This window comes from Moritella viscosa (genome assembly GCF_900120065.1).
Classification (GTDB): Bacteria; Pseudomonadota; Gammaproteobacteria; order Enterobacterales; family Moritellaceae; genus Moritella; species Moritella viscosa.
Map to the genome: position 1 here is coordinate 13,479 of NZ_FPLG01000052.1, position 15,188 is coordinate 28,666.

A 15,188-nucleotide genomic window follows, 5' to 3' on the forward strand; every position below is an offset into this window, starting at 1 on the left:
ATTTTCTGATAATTCCATATGATAATATTCCTAAAAGTGAATGGTAATTTTATTGATTAATGATTTACAGCTTAGTTATTTTCAAGTCAGTTAAATGGGATCGCAAGCCAGCTCGTTGTCAGCTTTTCAACCACAACAACTTCTGAACCCTGCGTAAACATTTCATGTTCGTAAGCAGGCTCGACCATCAAGTAATGCTTTTGATTAACGTCATCAATAAGTACCGCTTCTGCGGGGTTGCCTTTCGTTGCAGTCCCTATCGTAATACGGGCTAATTTGCCATTGAACTCTGCAGTTGATGTTACAGATGCGTCACGATGTGGTAATACTTTGACCAACTTAGCCCCGATGAAATGTAGAAAAACGAAGGTGATAAATACACTAATTGGTCCAGTCAATAACAATGAAGGGTGCCACTGCAGCGTCGATATAGCGGTAAAGTTGAGTATAAAGCCTGAAATAGCAAATAAGGTAAATGACAAAATTAACCAAATGAATAAGGGTAATTTACTCAGGCATAACCAGTCTAACGCCGTGGTAAAACCACCCACTTGCACAGAAGCCGAGCCATCAAGATTAAAAGGCGAGATATTATCGAACATGTCCAATAGGCTTAGTCCAATGAGTAACCCTAATATTTCAATTACGGTAAATATAAATACGATACTAATCGCAATGGTATAAGCTAAATTGATATCAGATAAAAAGAATGCCAGCATATTAACTCCATAAAAATCACAAGCCAAAAACTATAACTACTTGAATTTTATAGAATACACTAATTAACACTTGCCTTTGCGTGATAGATGTCACATAAAGTATTTTATACAACCAATATCAACCATAAAACTGAGTATATAAAACATTTTAAATCAAAGTATTAGAACAAAACTCTAGGTCTTTGATTAGCACGATGAGTAAACTTTAATAGATTAATACTAGATTTGTGGGTTCAACATTGAGGAAAGGTTTAATAGAAGAAAGAAAGGCTAATAGTTAACCTTTCGATATCAACTCAAATACGATAATGGATGCGCGGTAGATTATGATGTGCAGTAGTTATTTGACGGCTAAATTATAGCTAAAATATTCCGTATCTTTTACAAACCCCAGTTTTTCATACAGTGCTTGCGCCGAAAAATTATCTTGTGCGGTATTCAAGCCAACACGAATTGCACCAATTTGTTTCGCTTCTTTCACCACACGGTGAATCAACTCATTAGCGACACCTTGTTTACGGTATGCAGCGGCAACAAATAAGTCATTCAATACAATAGTCTTACCTAGTGATACCGACGAAAATGAATGATAGTTAAGGACAAACCCCATTGCTTCATTTACCTTGTTATAAGCAATAAAGACTGTCGCTTCGTTATTCATTAAACGCTCACCTAAATATAGGCGATATTTATGCGGTGCTGAAGGTTGCTTATAAAACACCATATATTGATCAAATAAACTAACCAGATCATTTAACTCTTCAAGTGAGGCTTGTTTAATATTCATAAAATCCCTTTTAAATATGAATAAATAGCGAGTAGTCAGAAGAATACACACTTTTATTTTAACTCGTTGTTCATCCAGAATATCAATATTTCATTAAATTACAATAACCAGAAATTCCTTATTTATTCATACTTTAGCGAAGTTATTTATCGATATACTATAACCAATGAAAATAAACTTCCGACTTTTTAGCTCATTTAACAAGGAATGTAAAATGAAACTAATATATCTGTACTTCACATTAGCCACGCTATTTTCTAGTGCTGCTTTTGCCAATAATAATTATACTCCAGTTAGTTATAGTTATTACCAACTCAACTATACAGAAATTACAGCTGAAGATGCTGATGACCCGTTAAAAACGTACCAGATCAATATATCCAACTTAATCAGCCCTTATATCTTTAGCAGAACAAGTTTCAACTATTTAAGCAAAGAAATGATTATTGATGCACAAAATTCAATGAAAACAACGTCGATGCAAGCCGTATTCAATATGGGCACACGGTTGGCACTATTACCTAAAATTGACCTCACGATTGAAAGTGGTGCTATTTATGAATTTGGTAAAGAAGTCGAACTTAAATCGAATTCAATTTCCGTTACTAATGATGATTTTGACCGTGAATTCGGATTTAATGCAGCTATAGGTCTCGCCATGCAATTCAGTCATCAATTAGAATTTATTATTGATGCAGCTTATATCGATATCGGTGACGAATCAGAAATTGAATACAGTGCGGAGCTCGTTACCCATCTACTGCCAAACCTAGCGTTAGTCGCAAGTGGCGTGATGTATGAAGAAAACGTAGGTTATGGTTTTGGCCTGCAATTTGATTTTTAATTGCAATACTTAACGACTCTAATCCACCACTTAATATAACTTAACCAAGCCACATTCAAAATGTGAGTTAAGAAATAGATTATGCCGAAGATAATTGATATCTCCGCACTTGTTGAACTTCTGCTTCATAATAGTATTCGTTAATAAATCGAGCCCCACAACTTTCAATTACCTTGCGCGAAGCGAGATTTGTCGGGTCACAAGAGATCATCACATCACCAGTAAGTGCGACCTTTTGAATAGTCGATAGCATAAACTTAGCGACTCCTTTCCCCCTAGCAGACGGTCGCGTTTCGTAGCCTATATGACCAATGAAGTCCTCGATATAAGCATTAGTCCCCTGCCTAATTCGTATTGATCCCAGGATAACGTCATTCTCGATACAGAAGTAAGTAGTAATAGGTGACCAACCTTTCGGTAGTTCTTCACCTTTAGCGTAAGCAATACGCTTTTTAAGATAACCTTCATAATTACTGAAGATAAACTCATAGAGGATAATTCCATCATCCACACATTCATCGATATAAGATGTGAAGGCAGTTAAATGATCCATGTGTGCAAGTTCTATTTTCATATTACGATTCATTTTCGATTATCTCTATTTCTAATAAGACCACAATTAATGCGCATCACACCAATCACGAACTATATCATGCCGCTTAATCATGTTTAAAACAAGTGATAGATTTAAGCTATCGATTTAATAGATTCAATCACCTTTACCTATAAACCTAATTATCCCATAATCCTTCTCATGGATTCGCAATAAGAATCCAATCCAGTAATCAACTAATTAATAGGATGACAACATGATCAACACTGAAATTAAACCGTTTAACGCAACCGCTTTCAAACAAGGCGAATTCGTAGAGATCTCAGAAAAAGACGTGAAAGGTAAATGGGCTGTATTTTTCTTCTACCCAGCTGACTTCACTTTTGTTTGCCCTACTGAACTAGGTGATGTTGCAGACCATTACGAAGAACTACAAAAACGTGGTGTAGAAGTTTTCTCAGTATCAACTGACACTCACTTCACTCACAAAGCATGGCACGACAGTTCAGACACTATCGGCAAAATCAACTACTATATGGTAGGTGACCAAGCTGGCAACCTTACGAACAACTTCGGTGTAATGCGTGAAGGTCAAGGCCTTGCAGATCGTGCAACGTTCCTCGTTGACCCACAAGGTGTTATCCAAGCAATGGAAATCACTGCAGAAGGTATTGGTCGTGACGCTGAAGACTTAATGCGTAAAGTTAAAGCTGCACAATATGTAGCTGCGAACCCAGGTGAAGTATGCCCAGCTAAATGGAAAGAAGGCGAAGCAACACTTGCTCCTTCACTAGACCTAGTAGGTAAAATCTAATTTAAAGGCAACTTTAAAGATTGATTAACTGATAAATAAAAATAAGACGACCTCAGTATCGCTTAGCGTCGCTGAGGTCATTTAAAAATACATTTTCGATGAACATCTCTGTACCAATACCACAGCCGCTGTTAATGAAGTAAGTAAGAAAATAGATTTTTAAATTAACCAAATTGCTAATAGCGTTTCCAATAAACGTATCTCATCTAGCCATAAGCAGAATTTAAAAGGTGTCACTATGTTAGACCAAAATATGAAAACCCAGTTAAAGGCGTATTTAGAAAACTTAAAGACAGAAGTACAACTTGTGCTGACTCTTGATGACAGTGATACCGCGCAAAAATTGCATACGTTAGCAAATGACATTGCTTCATTGAGCGAAAAAGTTATCGTGATTGAAGATCAAAGTGCGAGCACGCGTAAGCCGATTATGCAGGTAATCAATCCTATCAAACAAACCGCGATTGGTTTTGCTGGTTTACCGATGGGGCACGAATTTACTTCACTGATATTGGCACTACTGCACAGTGGTGGCCACCCTATGAAGCTAGATGCTGAGTTGATTAAACAAATTGCCAACCTTGAAGGTGAGATGAACTTTGAAATATTCATTTCATTAAGCTGTCAGAATTGCCCAGACGTTGTGCAAGCATTAAATATGATGGCGGCAACTAACCCAAATATCAAAACAACCATGATTGACGGTGCAGCGTTCCAAGATGAAGTAGCTGAACGTAATATCATGGCAGTGCCAAGTGTTTACTTAAACGGAAAAGTCTTCACCCAAGGTCGTATTTCATTAACGGAAATATTATCAAAAGTAGATACTGGCGCAGCAAAAAAACAAGCTATCGCATTAAATGAAAAAGAACCGTACGAAGTCCTTGTCGTTGGCGGTGGTCCAGCGGGTGCATCAGCTGCAATTTATGCAGCACGGAAAGGTATCCGCACTGGCGTCGTGGCAGAGCGTTTTGGTGGCCAAGTTATGGATACAATGGCTATCGAGAACTTTATTTCGGTAAAAGAAACCCAAGGGCCTAAACTCGCTGCAGCACTTGAAGAACACGTAAAAGAATATGACGTGGATATCATGAACGAACAAAGAGCGAGTGGTTTAGTCAGTGCAGAAAAAACAGCCGATGGCTATATTCATGTTGAACTCGATAGTGGCGCGATATTAAAAAGCCGCAGTGTGATCTTATCAACAGGCGCACGTTGGAGAGAAATGAACGTACCCGGCGAACAAGAATACCGTAACAAAGGTGTTGCTTACTGCCCACACTGTGATGGTCCGTTATTCAAAGGTAAGAAAGTAGCCGTGATAGGTGGCGGTAACTCTGGTATCGAAGCCGCAATCGACTTAGCAGGTATTGTTGAACATGTGACTGTACTTGAGTTTGCAGATAACTTACGTGCCGATCAAGTACTCGTCAACAAAGCTAACAGTATGGCTAATATTGAGATAATTAAACAAGCACAAACCACAGAAGTTATCGGTGACGGTACGCGAGTGACTGCACTTAATTATGTAGACCGTGCGACTGGTGATGAAAAACAGATCGAACTTGCTGGTATCTTTGTACAAATTGGTTTGATGCCAAACAGTGACTTCTTAAAAGGCAGTGGTGTTGCTTTATCACCTCGTGGTGAAATTGAAGTGAATGCCAAAGGTGAAACCTCTGTTGCAGGTGTATTTGCAGCCGGTGACGTAACCACAGTGCCTTATAAGCAAATTATTATTGCGATGGGTGAAGGTTCAAAAGCCAGTTTAAGTGCATTTGACCATTTAATTCGTACTCCAGCGCCAACTGCAGCAGACAACACGCAAATATAAAACATAGCAAAAGATAAACGTCACACTAGTCCCCACGTGTAAGGCTTATCATCCCTGCCAAAATCTGTGTTTTATCCCAGCAATTGCTTATGATTGCTGGGTTTTTACTATATGATAACCAGTAAATCTCGCACCTCAGTAATACCAGTTGGTCTGATAAGCGTGCGGCCGAGCTTTTTACCCTTACCATCTGCAACTTTAATATGTGGTAATTCAGAATGAATCGCACGGAGTACCTTGATGATATTTCAATTGCCATTGAACACCATTTAATACCCAAATAGATACACGTTTCGAAAAATGGCTTTTGATTCCTAATTCATCAACCGATGCTGATTTGTATAGCAGCATTTGCACGGATGCCTCTAAATTAATACATTCAAAGTCTTGAGAATGGATATAGCCGTTTGACGCTTGCTCTTCTTCCATCATGGCATTAATACTTTGGAAATCGTAACTCGTTCCCGACTCTCCAACTTCTCTAAATTCAGGATGCAATAGGCGTATAATGTCAGCTTTATTCTGTCTTACTTCATATTGATGAAGCGCGATTTCTTGTTCAATTAAAAAATTCATCTAAACCTCGATAGATACAATAGTTAACGCTTATATCAGTATTACTTAACAGGACCTTGCTTAAACTGCTTTAACTGGTCATTAATATCAAGCCATGGCGCTTTTGAAGCGACAAAGATATGAAAGTTAGGTTTAGTAGTCTGAACCAGTAAATTTACGACACTCAGAACAATGACAGTTACCCATATAATCAAAGTCATCAGGTACTTCAATACCCACTTTTCCACATAAACATGATCCGTTTAATATTCTCATTTTATTCCCTCAAAAGTATGCCTCACATTGAGTCACTGTTATTTAAGTTACGTTTTTCCATTGTGAAATTAACTAAAGTCACACCATTCCGTTGGAAGGTATTTCTCTTTATTACAAAGAAACCCCTATACTCGAAGAACGGCTTAGCAATAAATGATGCCTCAACATATAAACGTTCGATATTGTTAAGTCTTGCTTCCGTAAGTAAGTGCTCATAAAGTGCAGACGCGACACCCATCCCCTGAAAATTTGGGTGTGTGTAAGTACAATCAATATGACCATCGGCATCCAGTTCGATAAAACCAGCGACACACCCATTGACGATAGCCACAAACGGTCTTTTTTCATCTAGTCGTAGGGACCATTTTTCATAGTCAGGAGGGGTTGCAGCCCAAGCTTCTTTCTGTTCTGGGGTATATACCGAAGGATCAATCGCGTGAACAGATTGATGAAACAAGTCTGCAATCTCAATCACCCATTCTACAGCATATGATTTAATGTCCATAGATTACACGCGCTCATTCATAAGGAATTATAAATAAACATTATAACTAAAAATAACACCATTTTAAATATCAGTTAAAAATCAATAAATTGAGAATGAATGAAAATATTGATACAGTGGCTATGATGATAAAGTTAAACCGTTGTTTATTGATTCAGGATCAAAGTATGAACAAGAAAATCACAATACGGACATACAGCAAATATGCCAAAGGTCATACTCATGAGCATCATCAAATACTGATTCCGATTCGTGGATTCATTGATCTAAAACTGAATGGGGTAACAGCTAGTGTCTCATATGGGGACTGCGTGGTGATAAAAGCGGGCTGTTACCATGAGTTTAGAGCAAGAGAAGACTTTCGCTTTCTGATCATTGATGTCAACGAACTACCAAATAAATTGAACACCATCATTCCACTGGGTGAAGCCGCAAATAACTATGTGAAATTCGTAGAAAATCAATTAGAATTTCATTTAACCCCTTCCGTCGAGGAAAGAATGATATTATTACTCTTCGATATACTCGACATGCAAGATCTAAGCAGCAAAATTGACTCTAGAATCAAAAACACAATTCAATATATCAATCAGGATATTTCTAAACATTATACTATTGATGAACTTGCGCAAGTTGCATTCCTAAGTCCAACCCAATTTAAATTCCTCTTCAATAAAAACATTAAATTAACACCACTAAAATACCTTGCAAAGATGAGAATGGAGCGAGCAAAAATTTTGCTAAATAATACCGATTTACCAATTACTCGCATCTCAGAAGAAGTCGGATTTGTCTGCCCATCTTCCTTTACACGCTGCTTTTCAAATCACTATGGTCAGTCACCTAAAAACTACCGCATTAAGTGTTAGAAGTCGATTGAAGAACGGCTTTTTTACGGTATAACACCACAGAAGTCGCAACCAATATTATGCCGATAAAAGTAACTAACGTTAATTTTTCATCAAACAAAAAATAGTCAAATAGAAAGGTGAGTATTGGAATCGCGTAAAATAGTACGCCTACACTATCTGAACTTTCTCTTTGGATCATATACATGAGTAAGAGTAGTGCACCCACAGATACAACAACACTCATCCACAGAGCAGAAAAAATAAATTCCGTTGTCCAAGTAACCTGCCAGCCATTAATGTAGCCGATAACAACAAAAATAGAAGCTGACAATAGGTTCTGGTAAAACATCGCTTGTACAAGGTTTACCTCGAGTTTACCCTGCCTGATTGTACCTAACGTAATAGAGAGTAATGCTAATCCAGCGAACAGTATCCCTGATAGGGCCAACATTTCTACGTCTTTTGTGCCTAATATAGCAATGCTCAATCCGACAAATCCTAACATTAGCAGCGCAACTTTAGTACTGTCCAACTTATGCTTACAGAATATAGGGATCAGTAACGGTTGTAGCCCCAATATTAAAGTAACAAGTCCCGGAGATATCCCCGTATCGATTGAAATAAAATAAAACGACAAATACAAAACCTGAAGTAAAAGACCGACGATCCATATTTGTATCTTGTCTTTGATTGCAATTACTTTCAATGGTGTCTTATTTATTTTTATCATGACTAAATATATCAAACCGATACAACTAAGTGATATCAATGCTCGAATAGCAAGAAAAGTCCACACTGAAGAATAAAGCAAGCCAACTCTGACCATCACAGCACCGCTACTCCACATCAATAAAAATAGTATTGGTGCTATTTCATTTAAGTTAAACGTATTTGTTTTATAGGTTATGTTCATCATAATAAGCTTAACGCCATCGGGTAATCAGGATGCTTGTTCAAAGAATCATATTTGTATGATACATGGCCTTTCATTGATGGCTTTCTTGTAAAAAATATCAGCATATCCCTTGTCGCTTCTTTCATTGTGTCTATTGCTTCAAGCGACGATAAGCTATGCTTTCGTTCATTATCACAAATGATCAAAGTATCTAGAAAATGATTGTGCTGCTTTTCATCTAAAATCAGCTCTGGATTCGCGTCATGCCATCTAAGTGAGTTATCTTCTTCCATTGAATGTATAAAAGTCTTAGCACTGTGCTCTGCCATATTATGATGTCCCAATAATGTGGTCATCGTGTGATCAACACCATCCGTGTGGACACCTTCTAGCGCCGGTTCGCCAATTAAGTCAGGAGATGTAATCGTGCGTAAATTGAAAACAGTACACACCCATTTTTTAGAGGCGTAATCGATATTTGGACGACAAGTGGTGACAATGTCATGACATACTAAATGCTTGAACAGAAGTAAACTTTTAAAAATCGTATTATCTTGTAACGATTCACTCAATCCTCTAAAGTGTCTATCTTTACCTGAATCATGGCGAATAAAGTCTTCCTCTTTCGATAAAACAAAAGGCTGAAATTCTGTTCTATAACAGTTTTTTTTATCTAAATCATAGCAAAACCGCCCACTTCTAGAACGCCGAAACGCCAAAGTCGGATCATCTACTAGGCCTTCGCTCACCAGCTGTAATTCTTCGATATCATCTCGCTTAGCACCGAGTCCGATAAGAACTTCTAATAGTTCTTCCCCTGGAATATAAGCCATTCTGTTTTTCTTATAACCTTGTTTAATATCATTTAGCTTCGCGTGCGTTAATGTGTTCACTTATTACCTCAAAAGACAATTCCCATAGTTTTTAAAATATAAATTCAATTTACAAATAAAACACATAACAAGTTGTTATACATAAGTTATTTATAAAGTATATATTGTATATTTAATTAATATATATAATTTTTTTTAGTCATGCTTTTCTTAAAAGACGGTTTTACATTCATTAAAGTCACACTATTGATTAAACAATTAGAATTATTCAGTAGAGTAAGTAAAGGAGGGATCTTAATGTGAGAGGTATTCTAGTCGTATAGTAAAACGAGATCAAAAAAGCCTTACCGCGACCCATTGTAACAACGGCTGCAGAGTAAGGCTTATTGAGTACGTACTATTCGCAGTCAGTACTGTTGTAGTAGCAACTAGCTTAGTGCGATAAGATCTGATCTAAGAACATTTTTAAACGATCTGATTGTGGATTATCAAAGAACTCATGTGGTTCATTTTCTTCAATAATTTGCCCTGCATCCATGAAAATAACGCGGTCAGCCACTTTCTTAGCAAAGCCCATTTCGTGCGTTACACAAATCATGGTTATACCTTCATCTGCAAGCTCAACCATTACATCTAACACTTCCGATACCATTTCAGGATCCAGTGCCGATGTTGGCTCATCAAACAGCATAATCTCAGGGTTGATACACAGACAACGAGCAATCGCTACACGCTGTTGTTGGCCACCAGAAAGCTGATTTGGAAACTTATGCGCTTGGTCGGCAATCTTCACACGCTCAAGGTAGTACATCGCAGTTTTAATCGCTTCATGCCTTGGTTTCTTATGCACCCAAGTTGGTGCTAATAACAAGTTTTCCAATACTGAAAGATGTGGGAACAAATTAAAGTGCTGGAATACCATACCAACTTGTGAGCGAATATGACGTACGATTTTTACATCATCAATCAGGTCAGTACCGTTAATACTAATCTTACCTTCCTGAAATTTTTCAAGGTGGTTCAAGCAACGAATAGTAGTTGATTTACCCGAGCCTGACGGGCCACAGATAACCACTTTTTCGCCTTTCTTAATATTTAAGTTAACATCTTTAAGTACGTGAAAATCACCATACCATTTGTTAACGTCTTGCATGCTGATCATATATTCTTGTTCTGACATGATACTTCCTTATACCAATTACCTTACGTAAATGGTCAGTTTAAACTGTAAAATTTACGGTAATTGTTAATGGTCGGTATTATATTTACGTTCAATCACGCGCGAGTATTGCGACATACTGAAACAAAATACCCAATAAATCATGGTAACAAATACGTACCCTTCGATTTCAAAACCAAGCCAACTGGTATCACTGTTAGTCAGTGTTACCATTGCTAGAATATCGAATAAGCCAATAATAAGTACCAGTGTTGTATCTTTAAACAGCGAGATGAAAGAGCCTACTAGATTCGGGATAGAGATCTTTAATGCCTGTGGCAGAATAATCAAAATCATCCCTTGCCAATACGTTAGCCCTAATGACTCACTGGCTTCGTATTGACCTTTCGGAATAGCTTGTAAACCACCACGAATAACTTCAGCGATATAAGCTGCTTGGAACAATGTAATACCAATTAACGCACGTAATAACTTATCAAATTCGATACCATCACTAAAGAATAATGGCAGTACTACCGACGCCATAAACAAAATAGTAATAAGCGGTACACCACGAATAAACTCGATAAACCCAACACATAAGGTTTTAACAATCGGCATGTTGTCTGACTGACGTCCTAACGCCAATAAAATACCAATTGGGAATGATGCAATGATACCGACAGCTGCAACCAAAATAGTCAGCATTAAGCCGCCCCATTTTTCAGTACTGACTACTTCAAGTCCTAGTCCACCACGGATCAAGATAAAGCATACAATTGGGTACAATAGCATTGCCGTAAGTTTAATCTTAATATTACCAATGCGTGGCACGACAAATATAAGCCCTAAACTCAACACAGCAACCAGATTCGGACGCCAATGTAAGGCTTCAGGATAGAACCCATACATAAATTGATCGAACTTTTCGATGATAAATATCCAGCGAGCACCTTCTTTAACCACTTCCTCTTTAGTGCCACTCCAAGTCGCATCAAAGAGCATCCAATCTAATAATGGTGGTATCGTCGAATAGATAAAGTAGATGCCAAGCAGTGTTAACAGTGTATTAGGTATAGTAGAAAATAAATTCTCTCGTAACCAGAATACAACACCCTTAGTGGTTGAAGGTGCAGGTTTGGCCTCTTTAATCGTATAAACAGCCATATTATCTTCCTTTAATTTCCATTCTTGCATTAACCCAATTCAGCAGCAGTGATATAACAATACTGAAAACAAGATACACAGCCATCGTCATTAGAATGATCTCAATAGCCTGCCCAACTTGGTTAAGCGTCGTCCCCGAGAACAAGGTAACAATTTCCGGATAACCAATTGCAGTTGCCAGTGATGAATTTTTCACTAGATTAAGGTATTGATTAATAACAGGGGGAATGATCACGCGTAATGCTTGTGGTAAAACAACTTTACGTAAGATCACATGTTCTTGTAATCCTAATGATTTTGCCGCTTCTTTTTGACCTGGGGGTACAGCTTCAATCCCCGCACGTACAGCTTCTGCAATATAAGTCGCGGTATAGATACTTAACGCAAAGATAAGCGCAAGTAACTCAGGGATTATGGTAACCCCTCCTTTGAAATTAAACCCTTTTAATGCCGGATATTCAGCACTGATTGGTTGACCCGTAATAAAGAATACAAGTAAAGGAGCTGAGACTAAAATAGCCAAAGATACTTTCACTAAAGGAAATTCTTCACCGGTTAAGTCATGACGTTTAGTCGCCCATTTAGCAAGAAATACGACACTGACACACGCCAGAACAAACGCAATAAGAATAAAGCTACTGCCCGATTCGAAGATCGGATCTGGAATAATTAAGCCACGGTTATTAATGAAGACAGAATCAAAATAAGAAATACTTTGTCGTGGGCTTGGTAACGTAGCAAGTACCACGTTATACCAAAACAATATCTGTAATAAAATAGGAATATTACGGAATGTTTCAATGTAAACCAGTGACAGTTTAGCAATCAAATAATTTGATGATAGACGACCAATACCAACCATTAAGCCAATAATTGAAGCTAAAACAATACCAATAACACCCACTAGAATTGTATTTAATAAACCAACAATAAATACATCTAAAAAGGTGGAGCTTGTATCATCATAGTGAATAAGCGATTGACTGATACCAAAACCAGCAGTTTCACCTAAGAACGAAAAACCTGTAGTAATACCCCTTTTTGCTACATTATCAAACATGTTGTTAACGAAGTAAAAAATGCATAGAACCACAACAGCCAAAGAAAGCACTTGGAAAATAATCGCGCGATTTTGTGGGCTGTTAAATAAACCGTTGGAGGTCGGGGGGAGCTTTGAATTATTCATAACAAAATAAACCTTTTAAAAAGGGGGCTAAGCCCCCGATATACCGACGTCACTTCAACATATAGTGCTGTTAAGATGAAGTGACTAAGGTATTAATTTATCGAATTGGCATTGCGTACATTAAGCCGCCTTTATTCCATAAATTATTGATGCCGCGATCAATGTTAAGAGGTGAATTTTTACCTACGTTGTTCTCGAACATTTCTTCATAGTTACCAACTTGCTTAACAATTTGGTAAGCCCAATCCGCTTTAAGCCCTAAGTTTTCACCGGCTTTACCAGAAACACCTAATAGACGTTTCACAGATGGATTTGCTGATTTTAATTGCTTATCAACATTGCTTGCTGTTACACCTAGTTCTTCTGCTTCTAGTGTTGCAAACATGGTCCAGCGCACGACGTTAAACCATTCATCATCACCTTGGCGAACAACAGGGCCTAAAGGTTCTTTAGAAATGATCTCTGGTAATACGACTGCTGATTTAGGATTGTCTAATTTGATTTTTAAACCGTATAACTGAGATGCGTCAGATGTAACTGCGTCACAACGACCTTTTTTGAATGCATCAATTGTTTGACCTGATGTATCAAATGTAACGGCTTTATATTCCATGTTGTTTGATTTGAAATAGTCAGTCAGGTTAAGTTCAGTTGTTGTACCCGCTTGAATACAGAAAGAAGCACCATCTAGCTCTTTCGCTGACGTTACACCAAGGTCTTTACTAACAAGGAAACCTTGACCATCATAATAATTCACTCCCGCAAAGTTTAAGCCAAGTGAAGTATCACGTGTTGCAGTCCAAGTAGATGAACGTGCTAGCACATCGATTTCACCACTTTGTAGTGCAGTAAAACGTTCTTTAGCAGTCAGTGGAATAAATTTAACTTTCGATGCATCACCTAATACGGCAGCCGCAACTGAACGACAAAAATCAACATCGATACCTTTCCAAACACCTTTTGAATCAGTAGCTGAAAACCCTGGAATCCCTGTCGATACACCACAGTTCAATACGCCTTTTTTCATCACCTTATCTAATGTAGCAGCATTAACTAAATTCGGTAATGTTGATGCTAGACCTAGTATTAAAGCTATTTTTGTAACCTTCATATTAATTTCCTTGTCTATTTTTATTATTGCAAATATCAGTTTTAAGCAGCTAAGCACCACTTGAAAGTGTTATTTTCTCTGATTCGGGAACACAAAATAATCATAAGGGAATTTTTATACAACATCTACGCAGCAACAATCGATTAACAAAAGCATTAACAACTATTTGACCTCGATCACAAACTTAACACTTAATTAACACAGGAACGGTAATTTAAGGTGAATAATACTTTATGGATATTCACATTAAGGCTTTTATCCATATTTAATTCAATAATGGCAAGTAATATACTTTAAAGATGAGCAGTGTTTTAACATAGTTATTTTATATCGACACCGTAGGTCATCACCCTGTTCATAAGTCCTCTCAAGTATTAAAGTCACTTTTAACGTCGTTCGTATATAGAATTAATTTAAACATGTATAAATGTATAAATACTGACAAGCCAAGCCTTATCTAGGCCTCTCGATAACAATGACAATCTTATAGTCCGTGTTAAATGGTTGATAATATCATGTTGCTCTCCTCCGATGAGCATCAGCAATATTCTGTTGCATAGCTCACACAATAGAACAATGGTAGTGACGAACACAGACGATAACGTCAGTTAAGTCAGTATTAACTATAGGTCTTAAACACGAAAAGTGAGCGGGAAGCGTATGATGAGATTGCAGAGTATCGATTTAATGTTAATGTTGTTCAGTCAGGATGATGTGAATAACTTGCTTTCATTTAGGTCGCGCAAGTTATTCTATCTATAAATCCGCTCACATCAAATAACCAGTTTCAAATAATGTTTACGTCCAAATGTTGCGAACAGAGTAGAACAAAATAGAACAAGTATCGGGTTATGAGAAAAGGCATTTTTAACAGTGACAGCACCGTGGGAGAGATCGTTCGTATAGATGGGTTGACTAGAACACCAACTGAGTTTGGCTTGCAAGATTTGAGTATCATCGGGGACGTCAATAGCAAAACGTTGACCGCGTTTCACATAGGTCACAAATTTTCCATCAGCATATAATTTATAATTTCGCACCGCATCCAGCAGTTGCGCAGGCCTGTATATCCATAATTTCATTTCACATCATCCTTAAT

At 37.5% G+C, this 15,188-nt stretch carries 17 protein-coding genes; 4 read left to right on the forward strand and 13 right to left on the reverse strand.

What is annotated here, in order from left to right:
• Positions 1 to 86 precede the first annotated feature (86 nt).
• Both BT797_RS07860 and BT797_RS07865 read right to left on the reverse strand, forming a co-directional pair.
• Positions 87 to 719, reverse strand: coding sequence for a YqiJ family protein (locus BT797_RS07860; protein WP_045111305.1), 633 nt, complete (start codon positions 717 to 719; stop codon positions 87 to 89).
• Positions 720 to 1,059: 340 nt separating this feature from the next.
• Positions 1,060 to 1,506 carry a GNAT family N-acetyltransferase gene (locus BT797_RS07865; RefSeq protein ID WP_045111306.1) on the reverse strand — a complete coding sequence of 149 codons (447 nt, stop codon included), beginning with the start codon at positions 1,504 to 1,506 and terminating at the stop codon, positions 1,060 to 1,062.
• Positions 1,507 to 1,720: 214 nt separating this feature from the next.
• On the opposite strand from BT797_RS07865, the gene BT797_RS07870 reads away from it, so the two are divergent.
• Positions 1,721 to 2,350, forward strand: coding sequence for an outer membrane beta-barrel protein (locus BT797_RS07870; protein WP_045111307.1), 630 nt, complete (start codon positions 1,721 to 1,723; stop codon positions 2,348 to 2,350).
• Between the two features lie 79 nt (positions 2,351 to 2,429).
• Here BT797_RS07870 and BT797_RS07875 read toward each other — a convergent pair whose 3' ends face one another.
• Complete coding sequence (locus tag BT797_RS07875) at positions 2,430 to 2,924, reverse strand: GNAT family N-acetyltransferase (RefSeq protein ID WP_045111308.1); 495 nt, start codon at positions 2,922 to 2,924, stop codon at positions 2,430 to 2,432.
• Positions 2,925 to 3,159: 235 nt separating this feature from the next.
• Between BT797_RS07875 and ahpC the strand changes: the two genes are divergently transcribed.
• Positions 3,160 to 3,717, forward strand: coding sequence for an alkyl hydroperoxide reductase subunit C (ahpC, locus tag BT797_RS07880; protein WP_045111309.1), 558 nt, complete (start codon positions 3,160 to 3,162; stop codon positions 3,715 to 3,717).
• 238 nt (positions 3,718 to 3,955) lie between these two features.
• Positions 3,956 to 5,551: an alkyl hydroperoxide reductase subunit F gene (ahpF, locus tag BT797_RS07885; protein WP_075471598.1), complete on the forward strand. Its 1,596-nt coding sequence runs from the start codon at positions 3,956 to 3,958 to the stop codon at positions 5,549 to 5,551.
• A 213-nt stretch (positions 5,552 to 5,764) separates the two neighbouring features.
• Here the strand turns inward: ahpF and BT797_RS07890 are convergent, their stop codons facing one another.
• The 3 genes from BT797_RS07890 to BT797_RS07900 all read right to left on the reverse strand — a co-directional run bounded on the left by BT797_RS07890 (position 5,765) and on the right by BT797_RS07900 (position 6,887).
• Positions 5,765 to 6,127, reverse strand: a complete 363-nt coding sequence (locus tag BT797_RS07890) for a nuclear transport factor 2 family protein (protein ID WP_075471600.1) — start codon at positions 6,125 to 6,127, stop codon at positions 5,765 to 5,767.
• A 132-nt stretch (positions 6,128 to 6,259) separates the two neighbouring features.
• A complete protein-coding gene (locus BT797_RS24555) occupies positions 6,260 to 6,382 on the reverse strand; it encodes a GFA family protein (protein ID WP_280173718.1) in 123 nt (40 codons plus the stop codon).
• A 22-nt stretch (positions 6,383 to 6,404) separates the two neighbouring features.
• Positions 6,405 to 6,887 carry a GNAT family N-acetyltransferase gene (locus tag BT797_RS07900; protein ID WP_075471602.1) on the reverse strand — a complete coding sequence of 161 codons (483 nt, stop codon included), beginning with the start codon at positions 6,885 to 6,887 and terminating at the stop codon, positions 6,405 to 6,407.
• A 167-nt stretch (positions 6,888 to 7,054) separates the two neighbouring features.
• Here BT797_RS07900 and BT797_RS07905 point away from each other — a divergent pair, with 167 nt between their 5' ends.
• Complete coding sequence (locus tag BT797_RS07905; protein ID WP_045111314.1) at positions 7,055 to 7,756, forward strand: AraC family transcriptional regulator; 702 nt, start codon at positions 7,055 to 7,057, stop codon at positions 7,754 to 7,756.
• On the opposite strand, the gene BT797_RS07910 is transcribed toward BT797_RS07905, so the two are convergent.
• The 7 genes from BT797_RS07910 to BT797_RS07940 all read right to left on the reverse strand — a co-directional run bounded on the left by BT797_RS07910 (position 7,746) and on the right by BT797_RS07940 (position 15,171).
• Positions 7,746 to 8,654, reverse strand: coding sequence for a DMT family transporter (locus BT797_RS07910; protein ID WP_211705454.1), 909 nt, complete (start codon positions 8,652 to 8,654; stop codon positions 7,746 to 7,748). The genes BT797_RS07905 and BT797_RS07910 overlap by 11 nt on opposite strands.
• Positions 8,651 to 9,526 carry a 2OG-Fe dioxygenase family protein gene (locus tag BT797_RS07915; RefSeq protein ID WP_211705459.1) on the reverse strand — a complete coding sequence of 292 codons (876 nt, stop codon included), beginning with the start codon at positions 9,524 to 9,526 and terminating at the stop codon, positions 8,651 to 8,653. Before BT797_RS07915 ends, BT797_RS07910 begins: the two co-directional genes overlap by 4 nt.
• A 373-nt stretch (positions 9,527 to 9,899) precedes the next feature.
• Positions 9,900 to 10,646 (reverse strand): amino acid ABC transporter ATP-binding protein, encoded by a 747-nt coding sequence (locus tag BT797_RS07920; RefSeq protein ID WP_045111315.1) that lies wholly within the window; start codon positions 10,644 to 10,646, stop codon positions 9,900 to 9,902.
• 66 nt (positions 10,647 to 10,712) lie between these two features.
• The gene (locus BT797_RS07925; protein WP_045111316.1) at positions 10,713 to 11,792 is read right to left on the reverse strand and encodes an amino acid ABC transporter permease; all 1,080 of its coding nucleotides are present in this window, start codon (positions 11,790 to 11,792) and stop codon (positions 10,713 to 10,715) included.
• 1 nt (position 11,793) lies between these two features.
• A complete protein-coding gene (locus BT797_RS07930) occupies positions 11,794 to 12,978 on the reverse strand; it encodes an amino acid ABC transporter permease (RefSeq protein ID WP_075471604.1) in 1,185 nt (394 codons plus the stop codon).
• 97 nt (positions 12,979 to 13,075) lie between these two features.
• Complete coding sequence (locus BT797_RS07935; protein ID WP_045111317.1) at positions 13,076 to 14,089, reverse strand: amino acid ABC transporter substrate-binding protein; 1,014 nt, start codon at positions 14,087 to 14,089, stop codon at positions 13,076 to 13,078.
• Between the two features lie 773 nt (positions 14,090 to 14,862).
• The gene (locus tag BT797_RS07940; protein WP_045111318.1) at positions 14,863 to 15,171 is read right to left on the reverse strand and encodes a hypothetical protein; all 309 of its coding nucleotides are present in this window, start codon (positions 15,169 to 15,171) and stop codon (positions 14,863 to 14,865) included.
• Positions 15,172 to 15,188 lie beyond the last annotated feature (17 nt).